The 18,975-nt window shown below is 62.9% G+C and carries 17 protein-coding genes and 2 pseudogenes; 10 read left to right on the top strand and 9 right to left on the bottom strand.

Annotation, left to right across the window (positions count from 1 at the left end; translation table 11 throughout):
* The gene (locus tag J5X93_RS03485; RefSeq protein WP_043208394.1) at positions 1 to 765 is read left to right on the top strand and encodes a sulfite exporter TauE/SafE family protein; all 765 of its coding nucleotides are present in this window, start codon (positions 1 to 3) and stop codon (positions 763 to 765) included.
* On the opposite strand, the gene J5X93_RS03490 is transcribed toward J5X93_RS03485, so the two are convergent.
* Entirely contained in the window at positions 755 to 1,069 is a 315-nt protein-coding gene (locus J5X93_RS03490; RefSeq protein ID WP_043208396.1) for a putative quinol monooxygenase, read from the bottom strand. The two genes, J5X93_RS03485 and J5X93_RS03490, sit on opposite strands and share 11 nt — an antisense overlap.
* A gap of 190 nt (positions 1,070 to 1,259) precedes the next feature.
* On the opposite strand from J5X93_RS03490, the pseudogene mdaB reads away from it, so the two are divergent.
* The 3 genes and pseudogenes from mdaB (at position 1,260) to ggt (ending at position 4,678) form a co-directional block, all read left to right on the top strand.
* Positions 1,260 to 1,849 (top strand): annotated as a pseudogene (gene mdaB / locus J5X93_RS03495) (NADPH:quinone oxidoreductase MdaB).
* Between the two features lie 146 nt (positions 1,850 to 1,995).
* Positions 1,996 to 2,892: a LysR family transcriptional regulator gene (locus J5X93_RS03500; RefSeq protein ID WP_043208400.1), complete on the top strand. Its 897-nt coding sequence runs from the start codon at positions 1,996 to 1,998 to the stop codon at positions 2,890 to 2,892.
* 118 nt (positions 2,893 to 3,010) lie between these two features.
* Positions 3,011 to 4,678: a gamma-glutamyltransferase gene (gene ggt, locus J5X93_RS03505; protein WP_043208402.1), complete on the top strand. Its 1,668-nt coding sequence runs from the start codon at positions 3,011 to 3,013 to the stop codon at positions 4,676 to 4,678.
* 144 nt (positions 4,679 to 4,822) lie between these two features.
* On the opposite strand, the gene J5X93_RS28435 is transcribed toward ggt, so the two are convergent.
* From J5X93_RS28435 to ypfJ, 3 genes and pseudogenes are all read right to left on the bottom strand, one after another.
* Complete coding sequence (locus J5X93_RS28435; RefSeq protein ID WP_371906718.1) at positions 4,823 to 5,686, bottom strand: methyl-accepting chemotaxis protein; 864 nt, start codon at positions 5,684 to 5,686, stop codon at positions 4,823 to 4,825.
* Positions 5,678 to 6,832 (bottom strand): annotated as a pseudogene (locus tag J5X93_RS28440) (methyl-accepting chemotaxis protein); the annotation flags it as partial. The gene J5X93_RS28435 and the pseudogene J5X93_RS28440, both read right to left, overlap by 9 nt.
* A 206-nt stretch (positions 6,833 to 7,038) precedes the next feature.
* Complete coding sequence (gene ypfJ, locus J5X93_RS03515; protein ID WP_090345142.1) at positions 7,039 to 7,923, bottom strand: KPN_02809 family neutral zinc metallopeptidase; 885 nt, start codon at positions 7,921 to 7,923, stop codon at positions 7,039 to 7,041.
* A 199-nt stretch (positions 7,924 to 8,122) separates the two neighbouring features.
* Here ypfJ and pcaH point away from each other — a divergent pair, with 199 nt between their 5' ends.
* Both pcaH and pcaG read left to right on the top strand, forming a co-directional pair.
* Positions 8,123 to 8,842, top strand: coding sequence for a protocatechuate 3,4-dioxygenase subunit beta (pcaH, locus tag J5X93_RS03520; protein WP_070576805.1), 720 nt, complete (start codon positions 8,123 to 8,125; stop codon positions 8,840 to 8,842).
* A gap of 10 nt (positions 8,843 to 8,852) precedes the next feature.
* Positions 8,853 to 9,458 carry a protocatechuate 3,4-dioxygenase subunit alpha gene (gene pcaG, locus J5X93_RS03525; RefSeq protein WP_043208409.1) on the top strand — a complete coding sequence of 202 codons (606 nt, stop codon included), beginning with the start codon at positions 8,853 to 8,855 and terminating at the stop codon, positions 9,456 to 9,458.
* Between the two features lie 40 nt (positions 9,459 to 9,498).
* Here the strand turns inward: pcaG and trmA are convergent, their stop codons facing one another.
* From trmA to J5X93_RS03540, 3 genes are all read right to left on the bottom strand, one after another.
* Positions 9,499 to 10,584: a tRNA (uridine(54)-C5)-methyltransferase TrmA gene (gene trmA / locus J5X93_RS03530; RefSeq protein ID WP_043208411.1), complete on the bottom strand. Its 1,086-nt coding sequence runs from the start codon at positions 10,582 to 10,584 to the stop codon at positions 9,499 to 9,501.
* Positions 10,581 to 11,876 carry an NCS2 family permease gene (locus tag J5X93_RS03535; RefSeq protein WP_043208412.1) on the bottom strand — a complete coding sequence of 432 codons (1,296 nt, stop codon included), beginning with the start codon at positions 11,874 to 11,876 and terminating at the stop codon, positions 10,581 to 10,583. Before J5X93_RS03535 ends, trmA begins: the two co-directional genes overlap by 4 nt.
* 269 nt (positions 11,877 to 12,145) lie before the next feature.
* Positions 12,146 to 13,366: an MFS transporter gene (locus J5X93_RS03540; protein ID WP_090345148.1), complete on the bottom strand. Its 1,221-nt coding sequence runs from the start codon at positions 13,364 to 13,366 to the stop codon at positions 12,146 to 12,148.
* Between the two features lie 341 nt (positions 13,367 to 13,707).
* On the opposite strand from J5X93_RS03540, the gene J5X93_RS03545 reads away from it, so the two are divergent.
* The 3 genes from J5X93_RS03545 to J5X93_RS03555 are packed head-to-tail and all read left to right on the top strand — an operon-like array spanning position 13,708 to position 16,307.
* The gene (locus J5X93_RS03545; RefSeq protein ID WP_090345150.1) at positions 13,708 to 15,144 is read left to right on the top strand and encodes a cytochrome ubiquinol oxidase subunit I; all 1,437 of its coding nucleotides are present in this window, start codon (positions 13,708 to 13,710) and stop codon (positions 15,142 to 15,144) included.
* A gap of 3 nt (positions 15,145 to 15,147) precedes the next feature.
* A complete protein-coding gene (cydB, locus tag J5X93_RS03550) occupies positions 15,148 to 16,155 on the top strand; it encodes a cytochrome d ubiquinol oxidase subunit II (RefSeq protein WP_043208417.1) in 1,008 nt (335 codons plus the stop codon).
* An 11-nt stretch (positions 16,156 to 16,166) separates the two neighbouring features.
* On the top strand, positions 16,167 to 16,307 hold the full coding sequence (locus tag J5X93_RS03555; protein WP_043208419.1) for a DUF2474 domain-containing protein: 141 nt from the start codon (positions 16,167 to 16,169) through the stop codon (positions 16,305 to 16,307).
* 31 nt (positions 16,308 to 16,338) lie between these two features.
* Here the strand turns inward: J5X93_RS03555 and J5X93_RS03560 are convergent, their stop codons facing one another.
* Entirely contained in the window at positions 16,339 to 17,463 is a 1,125-nt protein-coding gene (locus J5X93_RS03560; RefSeq protein WP_043208421.1) for a methyltransferase, read from the bottom strand.
* Positions 17,464 to 17,632: 169 nt separating this feature from the next.
* Here J5X93_RS03560 and J5X93_RS03565 point away from each other — a divergent pair, with 169 nt between their 5' ends.
* Positions 17,633 to 18,409: a ferredoxin--NADP reductase gene (locus J5X93_RS03565; RefSeq protein WP_090345155.1), complete on the top strand. Its 777-nt coding sequence runs from the start codon at positions 17,633 to 17,635 to the stop codon at positions 18,407 to 18,409.
* 81 nt (positions 18,410 to 18,490) lie between these two features.
* Here the strand turns inward: J5X93_RS03565 and mscL are convergent, their stop codons facing one another.
* A complete protein-coding gene (gene mscL, locus J5X93_RS03570; RefSeq protein WP_043208423.1) occupies positions 18,491 to 18,901 on the bottom strand; it encodes a large-conductance mechanosensitive channel protein MscL in 411 nt (136 codons plus the stop codon).
* Positions 18,902 to 18,975: the final 74 nt, after the last annotated feature.

The raw sequence follows: 18,975 nt of genomic DNA on the forward strand, positions 1-18,975 counted from the left end.
ATGAAGACTTTCTTGGCGTTTTATCAGGATATGGGCCCGGCATTGTGGTTGCTGGTGGCGATGACCTTTTTGCTGGCCGGTGCGGTCAAGGGAGTGATTGGCCTGGGCCTTCCGACCATCGCTATGGGCCTGCTCGGTCTGGCTATGGCACCGTCGCAGGCTGCCGCACTGCTGATCCTTCCTTCCACCGTCACCAACCTCTGGCAGTTGGCCTCTGGGGGGCATTTGCGTGGATTGCTGCGTCGCCTGGGCCCGTTGTTGCTGATGATTCTGGCCGGCACCCTGATCGGCAGTGCTTGGCTGGGTATCGACAGTGGACCTTGGGCCGCTCATGCGCTGGGTGGGGCGTTGCTGCTGTATGCCGTATATGGGCTGTCGGGGCCAACGATGAAGGTGCGGCCCGCATGGGAAGTGTGGCTGGGACCGTTGTGCGGCCTGGTGACCGGCCTGGTGACGGCGGCGACGGGCGTGTTCGTGATGCCGGCGGTGCCTTACCTGCAAAGCCTGGGCTTGTCGCGTGACGAGATGGTCCAGGCCCTGGGCCTGTCGTTCACGGTGTCCACGCTGGCGCTGGCCTTGGGCCTGGCCGGTCAGGATGCCCTCGGCGGACAGACGCTTGGCGCATCACTGTTGATGTTGGTGCCCGCCCTGTTGGGGATGCTTGGCGGCCAGTGGTTGCGTCAGCGCATCAGCGCGCAGGTGTTCAAGCGCTGTTTCTTCATCGGCCTGGCGCTGCTGGGCGGGCACCTGTTGCTCAACGGCTAGCCGAGCAAGGGCTGAGCATCTCGATCAGCTGGATGTCGAAATCGCGCTCCAGGTAATCCATGCGCTGTTCGAAGAATTCGCGCATGTGCGGCAGGGCCGAATGCACATCCAGATCGGCCTTGCTGGCCCAGACCTCATAGAACACGAACAGGCTGGGATCCTGCTTGTCGCGCAGCATGTGGTACTCGATGCAGCCCGGCTCCTGGCGGCTCGGTTCGACATAGGCGCGGAACAACCGCTCGAAAGCCTCGGCTTTTTCTGGGCGGGTCTTAGCTTTGAGAATGAACGCGTATTGCTCGGTCATGGACTGGCCTCGTGGGTTAAAAGATGGGAAGAATTTTAAAGCAATAATGTGTGTTCAATTCGTGATTCGAGCGCAAATGTATTTTGCCGATCGAGCGCTTTTTCTCAGCTTCCCGGATGCCTAATCTGCCGCCATCGAACTTGACGTGACCGGTGGCCGACAGCCTCGGGTCCCCTTATCGGAGGCTCCCATGAAAAAGATTCTTCTGCTCAACGGCGGCAAACGCTTCGCCCATTCCGACGGTCGTCTCAACACGACCCTGCACGAGGTTGCCCTGGCCCATCTGGACCGCGCAGGTTTCGACGTGAAGCAGACCTTCATCGATGGTGGCTACGACGTTCAGGAAGAAGTCGACAAGTTTCTCTGGGCTGATGTCGTGATCTGGCAGATGCCCGGCTGGTGGATGGGCGCGCCGTGGACCGTCAAGCAGTACATCGATGAAGTCTCACCGCAGGCCACGGCAGCCTGTACGCCAACGATGGCCGCACCCGCTCCGACGCCTCGCAGAAGTACGGCAGCGGCGGTCTGATCCAGGGCAAGCAGTACATGCTTTCGCTCACCTGGAATGCCCCGCAGCAAGCCTTCGACGACCCGAGCGACTTCTTCGAGGGCAAAGGTGTGGATGCGGTGTATTTCCCGTTCCACAAGGCCAACCAGTTCCTGGGCATGACCGGCCTGCCGACTTTCCTGGCAGTGGACGTGATGAAGCGTCCGGATGTGCCGGCGGCGGTGGCAGCCTATGAAGCCCATCTGGACAAGGTGTTCGGCAAGGCCCAGTGAAGGGCTAAGGCTGTGGTGCAGCCCCTCGCAGGCTCGGTCAGCGCTCTCCACGTGCGTCGGAAGCAGCCCTGGACTGCGATGGGCGCCTTGCATGAATCTCTGTCACCCGCTATCAATCACGGCATTCTCCGATACAGGCCTGATACGTGAAAACCCGATCCGAAGAGCTCCAGGTATTCGTCGCTGTGATCGACTGCGGCTCGATTTCCGCCGCTGCCGAGCAGATCGGCCAGACGCCGTCGGCTGTCAGCCGCACGTTGTCACGGCTCGAGGGTAAGCTCGGCACCACGTTGGTCAACCGCACCACCCGGCGCATGGACCTGACCGAGGAAGGGCGCTTTTTTCTGGAGCGTTCGCGGCAGATCCTCGAGCAAATGGACGACATGGAAGAGCACCTGTCGATGCATAACCAGACGCCTTCCGGGCGTCTGCGCATCAATGCCGCGGCGCCGTTCATGCTGCATGCCATCCTGCCGTGGATTGGTGAGTTTCGTCGCCAGTACCCTGGCATCGAGCTGGAACTCAACACGGACGATCTGATCATCGACCTGCTCGAGCAAAGCACCGACGTTGCCATCCGCATCGGCGACCTTGCTGACTCCAGCCTGCATGCTCGCGCCCTGGGGTGCAGCCCGATCCAAGTGCTGGCGAGCCCCGAGTACCTGGCGCGCCATGGCACGCCAGAAAAGGTCGAGGACCTGAACGCGCATTCCCTGCTCGGTTTCAGCCAGCCGGAGTCGCTCAATCGCTGGCCGCTGCGCCATGCCCAAGGTGATTACTGGCAGATCCGTCCCAGTCTGATTGCCTCCAGCGGCGAAACCTTGCGTCAGCTGGCCTTGGCGGGAGAGGGCATTGTCAGCCTCTCGCACTTCATGACCCATGAGGACATCCGCACCGGCCGCTTGCAGGTGGTGCTGGGCGAGTTCAATAACGGTTATCGCCAGCCAATCCATGCGGTGTACTACCGCAATACCCAGTTGGCCCTGCGTATCCAATGCTTCCTGGATTTCATTCAGAAGAAGCTGGCGATGTACGCCTGCTGAGTTGCCTGAACACGACAGGACCTGTGCAGGGGCGGCGCAATCTTCCCCGGGTGTTTGCTTAGTCGAACGGCTTCGGCCTTAATGACTGATCAACAAAAACAACACCAAGGAAGTGCGCATGCGTATCGTCATGTTCCAGTCCATGGCCCTCGGGGCCGCGATCCTGAGCTGTTCGTCCGCCTTTGCGGTCACCCTGGAGGGTGGCGCGGTGGCCGCGCCCGATCAATATGGCGCACAGGTGGCCGCCGACATTCTGAAGAAGGGCGGTAATGCAGTGGATGCCGCCGTGGCCACGGCCTTCACCCTGGCGGTGACCTACCCTGAAGCCGGCAACATCGGTGGCGGCGGCTTCATGACCCTGTTCGTCGATGGCAAGCCGTATTTCCTCGATTACCGCGAAGTGGCGCCCAAGGCGGCCAGTCGCAACATGTACCTCGACGAAAAAGGCGAGGTCATCGAGAACCTCAGCCTGGTCGGAGCCCGAGCCGCTGGTGTGCCAGGTACGGTGATGGGGCTTTGGGAGGCCCACAAGAAGTTCGGCAAGCTGCCCTGGAGCGAACTGCTGACCCCCGCCATCGGCTATGCCAAGAACGGTTTCAAGGTCGCCCAGAAGCAGTACCAGTACCGCAACGATGCCCAAGGCATGTTCAAGACCGCCACCAACTTCAACGACTACTTCGGCAACATGAAGGTAGGTGAGCTGTTCAAGCAGCCTGAGCTCGCCCAGACCTTGGAGCGAATCGCCGACAAGGGCGTCAGCGAGTTCTACCAGGGCAAGACCGCCGACTTGCTGGTGGCGCAGATGCAGGCCGATAAAGGCCTGATCACCAAGGCCGACCTCAAGGACTACAAAGCCGTGTGGCGTCAGCCAATGGCGATCAGCTGGCGTGGCAATGTTGTCTACACCGCACCGCCACCTAGCTCTGGAGGTGTGGCCCTGGCCCAGTTGCTGGGCATCAAAGAAGACCGCGCGGCGGACTTCAAGGGTGTGGCGCACAACTCGGCCAAGTACATCCACCTGCTTTCGGAGATCGAGAAGCGTGTGTTCGCCGACCGTGCCGACTATCTGGGTGACCCGGCTTTCACCAAGGTGCCGGTCGACCAGTTGATCGCCAAGGACTACCTCGCCAAGCGCGCCGCCCAGGTCAACCCAAACGCCATCTCCGACACCGACAAGGTCAAGCCGGGCCTGGAGCCGCACCAGACCACGCACTTCTCCATCGTGGACAAGCAGGGCAATGCGGTGAGCAACACCTACACCCTGAACCTCGATTACGGCAGCGGCGTGGTGGTCAAGGGCGCGGGCTTCTTGCTCAACGACGAAATGGACGACTTCAGCGCCAAGCCGGGCGCAGCCAACGCCTTCGGCGTGGTAGGCGGCGATGCCAATGCCATCGAGCCGGGCAAACGCATGCTGTCGTCGATGAGTCCCAGCCTGGTGACCCGTGACGACAAGGTGGCGCTTGTGCTCGGCACACCCGGTGGTTCGCGGATCTTCACCTCGATCTTCCAGGTGATGAACAACCTGTACGACTACGACATGCCGCTTGAAAAAGCCGTGGCGGCGCAGCGCGTGCATCACCAACTGCTGCCCAAGGACACCATCTATTTCGACAGCTATGCGCCACTGACTGGCCAGGTGGCCGATGAGCTGAAGAAAATGGGTTATGTGCTGGAGGACCAAGGCTGGGAGATGGGCGACATCCAGGCGATCCGGGTGACCGGCGAGAAGCTCGAGACTGCCTCTGACCCGCGTGGGCGAGGGGTAGGGATGATCGTCAAGTAAGCCGATGGTGCGTCAGGTCATGCAAGATTGCCTGGCCTGACGCATTCGCGGGTAAACCCGCTCCCACAGGGTGCGCTGTTCTAACGACACCGCTGCCTCTGTGGAAGTGGGCTCACCTGCGAAGAGGGCTCTATGAATCTCAGGTCAGACGCGGAACTGGCTGACCAGTGTCTGCAGATGTCCGCCCAGGCGCGCCAGCTCGACACTCGAGGCGGCGGTCTCGTCACTCGCGGTAGCGGTCTGCTCCGACACATCACGCACATTCAGGATGCTGCGGCTGATTTCTTCGGCCACGGCACTCTGCTGCTCGGCGGCGGCGGCGATCTGTTGGTTCATCGACTGAATGTTCGACACCGTACGGGTGATGTTCTCAAGCGAAGCGCCAGCCTTGCGCGCCAGCTCAACGCTGCTGTCGGTCAGGCTGCGGCTGTCGTTCATCACATCAGCCACCTGCTGGGTGCCATTTTGCAGGCTTGCCACCAGCCCTTCGATTTCCTCGGTGGACTGCTGGGTACGCTGGGCCAGGCCGCGGACTTCATCGGCGACCACCGCAAAACCGCGGCCGGCTTCCCCGGCGCGTGCGGCTTCGATGGCGGCGTTCAGCGCCAGCAGGTTGGTCTGCTCGGCCACCGATTTGATCACGTCCATGACGCTGCCGATCTTCTGGCTTTCCTGCTGCAGCAGGCTCATGGCTTCGGTGGAACGGTGCACTTCCGAGGCCAGGCGTTCGATCTGGTTGATCGCCTCGCCTACCACGCGATCACCTGCGCGGGCTTCTTGATCGGCGCCAGTCGCGGCATGGGAGGCTTGCTCGGCGTTGCGTGCCACTTCCTGTACGGTGGCCGCCATTTCGTGCATGGCGGTGGCCACCTGGTCGGTCTCGACTTTCTGGCTGTTGGCGCCGGCGCTGGTCTGCTCGGTCACCGCCGACAGTTCCTCGGCAGCGCTGGCGATTTGGGTGACGCCATCGCGGATACCGGTGATCAACTCGCGCAGGGTCGTGCCCATGCGCGCGATGCCTTGCTGCAGCGCGCCGAGTTCATCGCGGCGAGTGACACGCAGGTTCTGGGTCAGATCGCCATTGGCGATTTTTTCCACCACGTCCAAGGTCTCGCGCAGGGGGCGGGTGATCTGGCGGGTGATGAGGAATGCTGCCAGCACGCCGACCAGCAGGGCCAGCAAGGTGGCGATGGTCTGCAGGCTGCGGGCCTGGGCGCTTTCGCTGTCGCGACGGTCCAGTTGGATCTGGTACAGCTGGTCGCTGCGTTTGACGATATCGGCGCCTTCTACGGTCATTTCCGCACGGGCCACGCCGACTTCGGCGTTGGCATCGCGGAACTGACGCAGTGCATCGCGGTAGCCGCTCATGGCCGACTCGAACGCCTGGATTCGGGCGGTCTCCCCAGGCAGGTGGCGCTTGAGGTTGTCGATCTCCACTAAGGTTTTTTCAACCTGACGGGTGACGGTCTGTTCGGCATCGCTGGTGAGGTCCGCGATATAGCTGCGCACGTCCAGGCGCAGCTGGACGAGCTGTTCCTTGGCCTGGCTGATGGCCAGGAACTGCTGCAGGGTGGCTGTGTCGCCGGAAGTGCGCGCCAACGCGTCGCGGCTGACGGCCTCGATGGCGGCGAGCGCCTCGCTGGCCTGGCGGGCGTTCTGGTTCAGGGCTTCTCGCGCGGCGAGGCCGGTTTTGTAGGCCTTGCGCATCTTCTCCAGCGAGACCCGGTACTTGGCGATGGTCTCGCCCTGCTCGCGCAGCAGCTTGAGGTTTTCTGGGCTTTTGAAGGTATTGACCAGATGCTGTTGCTGGGCACCGAAAGCATCGAGCTTGTCCAGCACGTTGGCGGCCGAGGTGTCGTCGCCGTTGGTCAGCATGTACTGCAGGCGCGCCACGCGAAGGTTGGTCAGGTCACTGTTGAGCTTGGTGATGTCGCTCATCCAGTTGCTGCGGTCGATCAGGCTGCCCAGGCTGGTCCAGCCGGTCAGGGCCAGAAGGCCGGTCAGAAGCAGGACCAGGCCGAAGCCCAATCCGAGTTTGAGGTTGACGCTGATATTGGCAAACCAGCCGTTCATGGCACGCTCTCCAGAAAATTGATTTCGCTCGCTTGATCTCCAATCGCTGGGCATTGTTGTTATCGGCGCCCGCTGATTCATGCCAGGGGTTATCGGCAAGATCGAGCGAAGCTGAAACGCTTTTTCAGCAGATTTGTAACCTACTGAAAACGTTTGCGTTTTGGAGATGGCAGGCGGCGACGTCGCAGCCTATCGAAGGCTTTGGCAGCTTCTACAGCGGTGAAGATGGCTGGAAGTTCGTGGGAAAGGGCGAAGCCTGAGAGGGGGCCGCAGGGCGGCCCTGTCTGTCAGAGGCTGCGTGAGCCGAAGGTATCGCAGCGGTTCACGTCCCCGCTGGAGAAGCCGGTCTTGAACCAGCGCACCCGCTGCTGCGAGGTGCCATGGGTGAAGGAGTCTGGCACCACACGGCCCTGGCCCTGCTGCTGGAGGCGGTCGTCGCCGATGGCGTTGGCGGCATTCAGGGCTTCTTCCACATCGCCAGGTTCGAGCCAGTTCAGGCGCTTTTGCGCCTGGTAGGCCCAGACGCCTGCCAGGCAGTCGGCCTGCAATTCCTGGCGCACCAGCAGGCCGTTGTCGCCTTCCATGCGTTGGCCGTTGCGCCGCGCCGCGTCGACCTTGGCCGAGACGCCCAGCAAGGTCTGCACGTGATGGCCGATCTCGTGGGCGATCACATAAGCCTGGGCGAAGTCACCGGCGGCGGCAAAACGGGTTTCCATCTCGCGGAAGAAGGTCATGTCCAGATACACCCGCTGGTCTGCCGGACAGTAGAACGGCCCGACCGCCGAGGAGGCGAAACCACAGGCGGAATTCACCTGGCCACTGAACAGCACCAGTTTGGGATCGCGGTACTGCTTGCCGGCCTGGGCGAACAAGGCCTTCCAGGTATCCTCGGTGTCGCCCAGGATCGAGGCGACGAACTCGGCCTGCTCGTCGTTGGCCGGTGGCGCCTTGCCACCCGCGCCCGACGGCGCCTGTTGCTGCTGCTCCATCTGGCCGGCGAGTTGGCCGAGGATCTGCAGCGGGTCTTGCCCTGTGATCCAGCCGATGCCGACGATCAGCAGGATGGCGCCCAGCCCCAGCCCTTTGCCACCGCCAAAACGCATGCCGCCGCCACCGCCTTCACCTCGGGCATCGACCACATTGTCGCTGCGTCGGCCTTTTCGCCATTCCATGTAATGTTCTCCGGAGCCTGAAACATGAGCACAAAGATTAGTTCAGGGCTGTTTCGGGTGTCAGCCAATCTGTAGATGCATAACCATTTGGTTAAGTAAGGTCACGTTGTTTTCAATGTTCATGCCCCGTGACCTATCTGAAACTGCATGTCCACCTGCCACGCACAGGTGCCCGACAATTCCAAGAGAGGAACACGGCATGCCCGCCCAGGACACCAGCCGCTTCGTGATCCGTGATCGCAACTGGCACCCCAAAGCCCTCACGCCTGACTACAAAACCTCCGTGGCCCGCTCGCCACGCCAGGCGCTGGTCAGCATCCCGCAGTCGATCAGCGAAAGCACCGGGCCGGACTTTTCCCACCTGGGCTTCGGCCCTCACGACAACGATCTGTTGCTCAACTTCAACCACGGCGGTCTGCCGATCGGTGAGCGCATCATCGTCGCAGGCCGGGTGGTCGACCAGTATGGCCAGCCGGTGCCCAACACCTTGGTTGAGATGTGGCAAGCCAACGCCGGTGGCCGTTACCGGCACAAGAATGACCGCTACCTGGCGCCGCTGGACCCGAACTTCGGTGGTGTCGGCCGCAGCCTGACCGACCGTGACGGCTACTACAGTTTTCGCACCATCAAGCCAGGGCCTTATCCGTGGCGCAATGGCCCCAACGACTGGCGCCCGGCGCACATCCACGTGTCGGTCAGTGGCCCGTCGATCGCCACCCGCTTGATCACCCAGCTGTACTTCGAAGGCGACCCGCTGATCCCGCTGTGCCCGATCGTCAAGTCGATCGCCAACCCCGACGCGGTGCAGCGCCTGATCGCCAAGCTCGACATGAGCAACGCCAACCCCATGGACTGCCTGGCGTATCGCTTCGACATCGTGCTGCGCGGCCAGCGCAAGACCCACTTCGAAAACTGCTGAGGACCCCGTCATGCCTATCGAACTGCTGCCGGAAACCCCTTCTCAGACCGCCGGCCCCTATGTGCACATTGGCCTGGCCCTGGAAGCGGCCGGCAACCCCACCCGCGACCAGGAAATCTGGAATCGCCTGGCCAAGCCTGACGCGCCAGGTGAGCACATCCTGTTGATCGGTCATGTGTACGACGGCAATGGGCACTTGGTGCGCGACTCGTTCCTGGAGTTCTGGCAGGCCGATGCCAACGGTGAATACCAGGACCAGTACCACCACGAGAACGCCTTCAACAGCTTTGGCCGTACCGCCACCACCTTCGATGCCGGTGAGTGGACCCTGCACACGGTCAAGCCAGGCGTGGTGAACAATGCCGCCGGGGTGCCCATGGCGCCGCACATCAACCTCAGCCTGTTCGCGCGGGGGATCAACATCCACCTGCACACCCGGTTGTATTTCGACGATGAGGCCCAGGCCAATGCCCAGTGCCCGGTGCTCAACCTGATCGAGCAGCCGCAACGGCGCGAGACGCTGATCGCTCGGCGTTGCGAGGTGGACGGGAAGACGGCGTATCGTTTCGATATCCGTATTCAGGGGGAAGGGGAGACGGTGTTCTTCGACTTCTGAGTGAACTCTGGGGCTGCAGTGCAGCCCCAGGCCCTGAAACTCAACGCCGAACCAGCAGTACGCCGCTTTCCATGTGGTGGGTGTAAGGGAACTGGTCGAACAGCGCGCAGCGCTCGATGCGGTGAGTGTCCTGCAACTGGGCGATGTTGGCTGCCAGCGTCTCGGGGTTGCACGAGATGTACAGGATCCGCTCGAAGCGGCGAGTCAGCTCGCAGGTGTCCGGGTCCATGCCGGCGCGCGGCGGGTCGACGAACACGGTGCCGAAGTCGTAGCTTTTCAGGTCGATGCCTTCAAGACGACGGAACGGGCGCACCTCGTTCAGTGCCTGGGTCAGCTCTTCGGCCGACAAGCGCACCAGGCGCACATTTTCCACGGCGTTCTCATCCAGGTTGCTCAGCGCGGCATTGACCGAGGTCTTGCTGATTTCGGTGGCCAGCACCTGGCGCACGCGGGTGGCCAGCGGCAGGGTGAAGTTGCCGTTGCCGCAATACAGCTCCAGCAGGTCATCGTCACGCTCGCCGATAGCCTCGTAAGCCCAGCTCAGCATCTTCTGGTTCACCGCGCCGTTGGGTTGGGTGAAAGCGCCTTCTGGCTGGCGATAGCTGAACACGCGGCCGGCCACGTTGAGTTTTTCCACGGCATAGTCGCGACCGATGACCAAGCGCTTGCCCTTGGAGCGGCCGATGATGCTGACGCCCAGATCCTCGGACAATTGCCGAGCAGCGACTTCCCAGGCGTCATCGAGCGGGCGGTGATAGCACATCGTGATCATGGCGTCGCCGGCCAACGTGGTGAGGAACTCCACTTGGAACAGTCGGTTGCCCAGTTCCTCGCTGGCCTGCCAGGCGGCCTTCAGGCGTGGCATCAATGCGTTGATCCGTTCGCTCGCGATAGGGAAGTCATCGATCAGGATCGCCTTGTGTTTTTCGCCTGGGGCGAACATCGCATAGTGGCGCTGGCCCTCTTCGCGCCACAGGCGAAACTCGGCGCGCAGGCGGTAGTGCTCGCGCGGCGAATCGAAGACGGCGGGCTCCGGCGCGCCGAACGGCGCCAATAGCTCACGCAGCCGGGCGACTTTGCCCTCGAGCTGCGTGGAATAGGCGGAAGGGTCGAAGACAGCACTCATGCGTTGAACCAGCCCAGCTTGATGACGAACAGGATGGAAAGGATCACCAATGCCGAGTTCAGGTCGCGGTAGCGACCGGAGATCAGCTTGATGGCGGTCCAGGCGATGAAGCCGAAGGCGATGCCGTTGGCGATGGAGTAGGTCAGCGGCATGGCCAGGGCGGTGACCACCACGGGCGCTGCTTCGGTGACGTCGTCCCAGTTTATTTCCGCCAGGCCCGAGGCCATCAGCACCGCGACGAACAGCAGCGCGGGGGCGGTGGCGAAGGCCGGTACGCTACCGGCCAGCGGCGCGAAGAACAACGCCAGCAGGAACAGGATGGCGACCACGATTGCGGTCAGGCCCGTGCGGCCACCGGCGCTCACGCCGGCCGCGGATTCGATGTAGCTGGTGGTGGTCGAGGTGCCCAGCAGCGAGCCGGCCATGGCAGCGGTGCTGTCGGCGATCAGGGCGCGACCCATTTTCGGCATGTGGCCGTCCTTGCCCATAAGGCCGGCGCGTTTGGCCACGCCGATCAATGTGCCGGAGTTGTCGAACAGGTCGACGAACAGGAAGGCGAAGATCACGCTGATCAGGCCGACGTCCAAGGCGCCCTTGATGTCCAGTTGCAGGAAGGTCGGGGCCAGCGATGGCGGCATGGACACCACGCCGCCGAAGGGCGTCACGCCCATCAGGATCGAGGCCAGGGTCACCGCCAGGATGCCGATCAGCACCGCGCCACGGACCTTCATGGCCTCAAGGGCCACGATCAGGAAGAAGCCCAGGGTCGCCAGGATCGGTGCAGGTTGCTTGAGGTCCCCCAGGCCCACCAGGGTGGCCGGGTTGTCCACGACGATGCCGGCGTTGTGCAGGGCGATCAGCGCCAGGAACAGGCCGATACCGGCAGCGATGGCCGAGCGCAGCGGCAGCGGGATGCTGTTCACGATCCATTCGCGGATGCGGAAGATCGACAACAGGAAGAACAGCACTGCCGAGAGGAAGACCGCGCCCAGCGCCACTTGCCAGGTGTGCCCCATGTGCAGGACCACGGTGTAGGTGAAGAACGCGTTCAGGCCCATGCCCGGTGCCAGGGCGATAGGGTAGTTGGCGATCAGGCCCATGGTCACCGAGCCGATGGCTGCGGCAAGGCAGGTGGCGACGAAGATCGCGCCCTTGTCCATGCCGGTCTCGCCGAGGATGCTCGGGTTGACGAACAGGATGTAGGCCATGGCCAGGAAGGTGGTGACGCCCGCGAGAATCTCGGTGCGCACGTTGGTGTTGTGTGCTTTTAGTTGAAACAGCCTGTCCAGCATGCCCGCTCCCCAAGGCGCCCCCGGCGCCGCGATTGAATCGTCCCCAATCAGCAAAGCACAGACCGTCGACGATGCCTGCATTTGTGTGGGGCACAAAAAAGCCGCGCATGATACCAGTATGGGGGGCGAGGGCCTATGGCCGGTGGGAAGGCCGCTGGCCGCGTTGGCCCGTTCGCGGGGGAGTCCGCTCCTAAAGAGGGCCTGCAGGGCCTCGAGACAGAAGCCGACGTAACCCGTGAGGGAGCGGGTTTACCCACGAATGGACCGTATCACTCACCGTGCAGCCTGTCGCGCTTGGCCAAGGTCGGGAACAGCTTCATCCAGGTGCCGGTCACCACCAGCGTGCCCACGCCACCGAGCACCACCGCCGGCACGGTACCGAACCAGTGGGCCGTCACGCCGGACTCGAACTCGCCGAGCTGGTTCGAGGCGCCAATGAACAGGCCGTTCACCGCGCTGACCCGGCCGCGCATCTCGTCCGGCGTCTCCAACTGCACGAAGGCGCCACGGATGACCATGCTGATCATGTCCGCCGCACCCAGTACCACCAGCACCGCGAGGGAGAACCAGAACGAGGTCGACAGGCCGAAGGCGATGGTGGCCACGCCGAACACGCCCACGGCGGTGAACATCGTCAGACCCACCTTGCGCTCCACCGGGAAGCGCGCCAGCCACAGTGACATCAGCAGCGCCCCCACCGCCGGCGCCGAGCGCAGCAGGCCCAGGCCCCAGGCGCCGGTGAGCAGGATGTCCTTGGCGAACACCGGCAGCAGGGCTGTGGCACCACCGAGCAGCACGGCGAACAGGTCCAGGGAGATCGCTCCGAAGATGTCCGGGCGGCTACGGATGAAGCGGATCCCAGCCAACAGGGACTCCAGGCTGGCGCGCCCACGTTGGGCCACTTGCTGGCGGGCATCGAGGCTCAAGGTCAGCAGGCAGGCGATGACGTAGAGCGCCACGGTCGGTCCGTACACCCAGATGCTGCCGAAGGCATAGAGAAAGCCACCCACGGCCGGAGCGACGATGGTCGCCGCCTGGGTTGCCGATGCCGATGCTGCCACGGCCCGCGGGAACAGCCCTGGCGGTACGACATTGGGCAGCAGGGCCTGGGTGGCCGGCATTTCGAAGGAGCGGGTGGCACCGAGCAGGAAGGCCAGCACGAAGATCAGCTCACGGCTGACGTTGTCGGTGGCGCTGCCCACGGCCAGGGCCAATGCGATCAGCGCCTGCAGGCTTTGGCACAGGGCGGCGACACGGCGCCGGTCATAGCGGTCGGCGACGTGGCCGGTATGCAGCATGAACAGCACCCGCGGGGCAAATTCCACCAGGCCGACCAAGCCCAAGTCCAGCACATTGCCGGTCAACTGGTAGAGGTGCCAGCCAATGGCCACGGTGAGCATCTGAAAGCCGCTGGCGGTGAACACACGGGCCAGCCAGAACGCCAAAAAGGGGCGATGCTGGCGGAGCAGAAGCGGGGTGGGGTCGGACATCGGTGAGCCTTGGCCTCGGTACGTGGAGGCGCTGCAGGGTATCACCTGTTTGTAACAAATGGTTGCTGTTTGCCGGGGCAGACAGCTTTTTCACACCCCTTCAAGACGGTGGGACAACCGGTCACGCGGCAATCAACCGCACGGCTCGCCTGTGTATTCGGGTCTATGCTTCCCAACAATCGTTGATTTGGGTCAATCGTTCCAAATGCAACGATCCGGCCATCGGCCGCAATCCCTGCGATCGAACAGAACAATTCCAAGACAGCGCACTCGATAACCGTGGGGGCAGTGGGCGTCAGGGCCACGAGCCCGGACGCCGGATTACCTGAAGAGGAAGCACTATGTTCGGTTTAGAGGCCTTGGAGCTCGCCCGAATCCAGTTTGCGTTTACCGTGTCCTTTCACATCCTGTTCCCGGCCATCACCATTGGCCTGGCGAGCTACCTGGCGGTTCTGGAGGGCCTTTGGCTCAGGACCGGCAACAACACCTACCGCGACCTTTACCACTTCTGGTCCAAGATCTTTGCCGTCAACTTCGGCATGGGCGTGGTCTCAGGCCTGGTCATGGCGTATCAGTTCGGCACCAACTGGAGCCGCTTCTCCGACTTCGCCGGCTCCATCACCGGCCCTCTGCTGACCTACGAAGTGCTCACTGCCTTCTTCCTCGAGGCGGGCTTCTTGGGTGTCATGCTGTTTGGCTGGAACCGTGTCGGCCGTGGCCTGCACTTTTTCTCCACGGTCATGGTGGCGCTCGGGACCCTGGTCTCGACCTTCTGGATCCTGGCGTCCAACAGCTGGATGCAGACGCCACAGGGCCACGAGATCATCGATGGCCGGGTGGTCCCGGTGGACTGGCTGGCGGTGATCTTCAACCCGTCCTTCCCCTTCCGCCTGATGCACATGGCCACTGCCGCGTTCGTCTCCACGGCCTTCTTCGTCGGTGCCTCGGCTGCCTGGCACCTGCTGCGCGGGCGTGACAATCCGGCTGTACGCAAGATGCTGTCGATGGCCATGTGGATGGCGCTGATCGTTGCGCCGATCCAGGCGGTGATCGGTGACTTCCATGGCTTGAATACCCTCAAGCATCAGCCGGTGAAGATCGCCGCCATCGAGGGTCACTGGGAGAACAAGCCTGGCGAGCCGACACCGTTGATCCTGTTCGGCATCCCGGACATGAAGGCCGAGACCACCCACTTCAAGATCGAGATCCCGGCACTGGGCAGCCTGATCCTCACCCATAGTCTGGACAAGCAAGTCCCGGCGATGAAGGAGTTCCCGCCCGAAGACCGCCCCAATTCGACCATCGTGTTCTGGTCGTTCCGGATCATGGTCGGCCTGGGCCTTCTGATGATCGCCGTCGGTTTCTGGAGCCTGTGGCTGCGCAAGCGCGGCACGCTGTACAGCTCGCGTCCCTTCCTGCACATGGTGTTGTGGATGGGGCCTTCGGGTCTGATCGCCTTGCTGGCGGGCTGGTTCACCACTGAAATCGGCCGCCAACCCTGGGTGGTCTACGGCCTGATGCGCACCGCCGATGGGGTTTCCAACCACAGCTACGGCCAGTTGGGCCTGACCCTGGTGATCTTCGTGGTTGTCTACTTCGCGCTGTTCGGCACCGGCCTGGGCTACATGATGCGTCTGGTGCGCAAAGGGCCGAAGACTGGCGAGGGTGACGAGCACAATCCTGGCGGGCCTGGCCAGAAACGTACGCCGGCGCGGCCGCTGTCCGCCGCCGATGAAGGCCATCCGGCCGATTCCGCCAGTCTGAGCAAGGGGAACTGAGCCATGGGTATCGACCTTCCGTTGATCTGGGCCGTGATCATCATCTTCGGCGTGATGATGTATGTAGTGATGGACGGCTTCGACCTGGGGATCGGCATGCTCTTCCCCTTCGTCAAGGCAGAGCGTGACCGGGATGTGATGATGAACACCGTTGCCCCCGTGTGGGACGGCAACGAGACCTGGCTGGTGCTGGGTGGGGCGGGGCTGTTCGGTGCCTTCCCGATGGCCTACTCGGTGGTGCTCGAAGCGCTGTACCTGCCGTTGATCCTGATGCTGGTTGGGTTGATCTTCCGGGGCGTGGCGTTCGAGTTCCGCTTCAAGGCCACGGCGCACAAGCGTCATCTTTGGGACAAGGCGTTCATCTGGGGCTCGCTGGTGGCGACCTTCTTCCAGGGCGTGGCCCTGGGCGCTTTCATCGAAGGCTTCAAGGTGGTCGATCGTCACTATGCGGGCGGGGCCTTCGACTGGTTGACCCCATTCAGTCTGTTCTCTGGGCTGGGGCTGATCGTCGCCTATAGCTTGCTCGGCTGCACCTGGCTGATCATGAAGACCGAAGGACCATTGCAAGAGCAGATGCACACGCTGGGCAAGCCCCTGGCGCTGGTGTTGCTCGCGGTGATCGGCATCGTCAGCCTGTGGACACCGCTGGCTTACCCGCAGATCGCCGACCGCTGGTTCAGCATGCCCAACCTGATTTGGTTCATGCCGGTGCCGATCCTGGTGTTGGTGACCTTCTACGGCCTGTTGCGGGCGGTGGCGCGCAATGCGCATTACACCCCGTTCCTGCTGACCTTGGTGCTGATCTTCCTGGGTTACAGCGGCCTTGGCATCAGCTTGTGGCCGAACATCATCCCGCCGTCGATTTCCATCTGGGATGCCGCGGCACCACCGCAAAGCCAGGGCTTCATGTTGGTGGGGACGCTGTTCATCCTGCCATTCATCCTGGGCTACACCTTCTGGAGCTACTACGTGTTCCGCGGCAAGGTGACCCATGACCAGGGCTATCACTAGGAGGTCGGGCAATGATGGCTGAACAGAAGAAGCCCTTGTGGCAACGCCTGGGCTGGCTGGTGCTGATCTGGGCGGGCAGCGTGGCCGCCCTCGGTGTGGTGGCCTGGCTGATGCGGATGTTCATGAGTGCGGCTGGATTGAGTACCCACTGAACCCTGGGGCCGCAAGGCGGCCCCAATCAGGTTACTTGCGTGCCTTGAGGATCACGAACTTGGGGGTCGCCGCCACTTGCTCCACCCCTCTGAACAACCGCCCCAGCTTGCTGTGATAGCCCAGGTGGCGGTTGCCGACGATGTACAGCGCCCCTCCTACCACCAACGCTTCACGGGCCTGCTGGAACATGCGCCAGGCTAGAAAGTCCCCGACCACCTGTTGCTGATGGAACGGCGGGTTGCACAGCACCACGTCCAGCGACTGTTTTTCCTGCCCCGCCAGACCGTCGGCGGCGCGGATTTCCGCGTCCCGCCCACCCAGCGCCGCCTGCCAATTCTCACGGGCAGACTGCACAGCCATGTACGACTCGTCCACCAGCGTGTAATGCGCCTCGGGATTGGCCAGGGCACTGGCGATCGCAAGCACGCCATTGCCGCAGCCAAGGTCCGCGACCCGCGCCTGCCCCAGGTTGTGCGGCAGGTGTGGAAGGAAGGCGCGCGTGCCGATGTCCAGCCCTTCGCGGCAGAACACATTGGCGTGGTTGATCAGCTCCAGGGCCGGCGCATCCAGGCGATAACGGGTGGGATAGGGTGAGCGGGCGAGCGGGCGCTCGGCAACGGTGGCGGTCAGCAGCCGGGCTTTTTTCTGGGCCAGCGATGCCTGGACCGGGCCGATGTACTTTTCCATCAGGTCACCTGCCGCTCGCGGCAGGTGCTTGATCATGGCGCCCGCGATCACCTCCGCGCCGGGGGCCAGGTGGCCTTGCAGGCGGATCAGTTGCTCCTCGAGCAGGGCCAGGGTCTTGGGTACCCGCACCAGGACCCGGTCGAACATGCCTTGCCAGGCCTCGCTGGCGGGAATGAAGGGCACACTGTCGAAGGGCTTGCCGTTGCGCACCAGGTTCTTCTCCAGCGCCAGGCGGCCCAGGTGGGAATCGCCGCTGCTGACTACCGGCAAACGGCCTGCCAGGCTGGCGGCCAGCGCGCCGAAGCTGTCGTTGAGCACCAGTACCCGGCAATCGGCGGCAGGCGCCTGGCTGGCCAGGTGCTCCAGCAGGTACTGGTCGGCGGCGTCGAAGGCCTGCAAGGGGTCGTTGGCCTGCTCGGGCTGGCGGATGAGGTCGAGTTCGGCGAAAGGGCTGGTCAGCAGGGGCATGGCGTAGGGCTCGGGTACCAATCTGCTCGACGCAGGCCACGTCGAGCTTCAAAGGCGCGATTCTACAGGGCTTTGTCGTCCGCTTGTACGATGGAGGCCCTACAAACCATCGGTGTTCATCCCTGGCGCTTTGCGCGACACTGGGCGCACCTGCTCGATGGAGTCCGTCATGACCGCCAGCGCCGACAAGTTCACCCGCCAGACACTGCTTGACGTTCAGCCGCTTACCCCCAGCCTGTTCACGCTGAGGGTCACTCGCGATCCTGGATTTCGCTTCCGCTCCGGGCAGTTCGCCCGACTGGGCGTGACCAAGGCCGACGGCAGTGTGGTGTGGCGGGCGTACTCGATGGTCAGCGCACCTCATGACGAGCATCTGGACTTTTTCTCCATCGTCGTGCCAGGAGGAGAGTTCACCAGCGAGTTGAGCCGTCTGGGGGAGGGCGACACCTTGTTGATCGACCGCCAGGCCTTCGGTTACCTGACCCTCGACCGCTTCGTTGGCGGTCGCGACCTGTGGTTGCTGGCGACCGGCACTGGTATCGCGCCGTTCATGTCGATCCTGCAAGACTTCGAGGCCTGGGAGCGTTTCGAGCACATCAAGCTGGTGTACTCGGTGCGTGAAGCGAAGGAGCTGGCCTACCTGGATCTGATCGCAGGCCTCGAGCAACGGGAGTATCTTGCCGAGTTCGCGGGCAAGTTGCAGTTCATCCCTGTGGTCACTCGTGAGGCGTACCCCGGGGCGCTGAATGCGCGGATCACCACGCTGATCGAAAACGGTGAGCTGGAAAGGGCGGCGGGCTTGGCGCTGTCGCCGGAGCATTCGCGGATCATGCTGTGCGGCAACCCGCAGATGATCGATGACACGCGCAAGGCTCTGAAAGCACGGGACCTGCAGTTGAGCCTGAGCAAGCGGCCGGGGCAGGTGGCCGTGGAGAATTACTGGTAGTTGGAAGCGTCAAGCTGCAAGGTTCAAGCTGCAAGTGAGTGTGGAATCCACCCTGTTCGCTTGCAGCTTGCAGCTTGCAGCTTACTGCCGGTTCTGCGCCTTGAGCAGGTCGCGGATCTCGGTCAGCAGAGTTTCCTCGGCGCTCGGCACGGGCGGTGCGCTCGGCGCCGCGGCTTCTTCGCGCTTGAGGCGGTTGATCGCCTTGACGCCCATGAAGATGGCGAAGGCAACGATCAGGAAGTCGATCACCGTCTGGATGAACTTGCCATACGCCAGCACTACCGCCGGCACGTCACCTTCGGCCGCCTTGAGGGTGACGGCCAGGTCGCTGAAGTCCACGCCGCCAATCAACAGACCCAGCGGTGGCATGACCACGTCGCCGACGAAGGACGATACGATCTTGCCAAAGGCCGCTCCGATGATGATACCGACTGCCATGTCGACGACATTTCCCTTGACCGCGAAGGCCTTGAATTCACTGAGCATGCCCATGGTTTATTCCTTGTAACAAATGGAGAGGTAATCGCAGTGTAAGCCAGCAATGCGCTTCATGCGTTGCATCGCGA

It is taken from the genome of Pseudomonas sp. BYT-1 (assembly GCF_023611805.1).
Lineage (GTDB): Bacteria > Pseudomonadota > Gammaproteobacteria > Pseudomonadales > Pseudomonadaceae > Aquipseudomonas > Aquipseudomonas guariconensis.

Excerpts from the sequence above, each read along its gene's own strand:
- J5X93_RS03485 (WP_043208394.1), top strand. The coding sequence starts at position 1 with ATGAAGACTTTCTTGGCGTTTTATCAGGATATGGGCCCGGCATTGTGG.
- J5X93_RS03490 (WP_043208396.1), bottom strand. The coding sequence starts at position 1,069 with ATGACCGAGCAATACGCGTTCATTCTCAAAGCTAAGACCCGCCCAGAA.
- ggt (WP_043208402.1), top strand. The coding sequence starts at position 3,011 with ATGCGTATCGTCATGTTCCAGTCCATGGCCCTCGGGGCCGCGATCCTG.
- J5X93_RS28435 (WP_371906718.1), bottom strand. The coding sequence starts at position 5,686 with ATGGGCACGACCCTGCGCGAGTTGATCACCGGTATCCGCGATGGCGTC.
- ypfJ (WP_090345142.1), bottom strand. The coding sequence starts at position 7,923 with ATGGAATGGCGAAAAGGCCGACGCAGCGACAATGTGGTCGATGCCCGA.
- pcaH (WP_070576805.1), top strand. The coding sequence starts at position 8,123 with ATGCCCGCCCAGGACACCAGCCGCTTCGTGATCCGTGATCGCAACTGG.
- pcaG (WP_043208409.1), top strand. The coding sequence starts at position 8,853 with ATGCCTATCGAACTGCTGCCGGAAACCCCTTCTCAGACCGCCGGCCCC.
- trmA (WP_043208411.1), bottom strand. The coding sequence starts at position 10,584 with ATGAGTGCTGTCTTCGACCCTTCCGCCTATTCCACGCAGCTCGAGGGC.
- J5X93_RS03535 (WP_043208412.1), bottom strand. The coding sequence starts at position 11,876 with ATGCTGGACAGGCTGTTTCAACTAAAAGCACACAACACCAACGTGCGC.
- J5X93_RS03540 (WP_090345148.1), bottom strand. The coding sequence starts at position 13,366 with ATGTCCGACCCCACCCCGCTTCTGCTCCGCCAGCATCGCCCCTTTTTG.
- J5X93_RS03545 (WP_090345150.1), top strand. The coding sequence starts at position 13,708 with ATGTTCGGTTTAGAGGCCTTGGAGCTCGCCCGAATCCAGTTTGCGTTT.
- cydB (WP_043208417.1), top strand. The coding sequence starts at position 15,148 with ATGGGTATCGACCTTCCGTTGATCTGGGCCGTGATCATCATCTTCGGC.
- J5X93_RS03555 (WP_043208419.1), top strand. The coding sequence starts at position 16,167 with ATGATGGCTGAACAGAAGAAGCCCTTGTGGCAACGCCTGGGCTGGCTG.
- J5X93_RS03560 (WP_043208421.1), bottom strand. The coding sequence starts at position 17,463 with ATGCCCCTGCTGACCAGCCCTTTCGCCGAACTCGACCTCATCCGCCAG.
- J5X93_RS03565 (WP_090345155.1), top strand. The coding sequence starts at position 17,633 with ATGACCGCCAGCGCCGACAAGTTCACCCGCCAGACACTGCTTGACGTT.
- mscL (WP_043208423.1), bottom strand. The coding sequence starts at position 18,901 with ATGGGCATGCTCAGTGAATTCAAGGCCTTCGCGGTCAAGGGAAATGTC.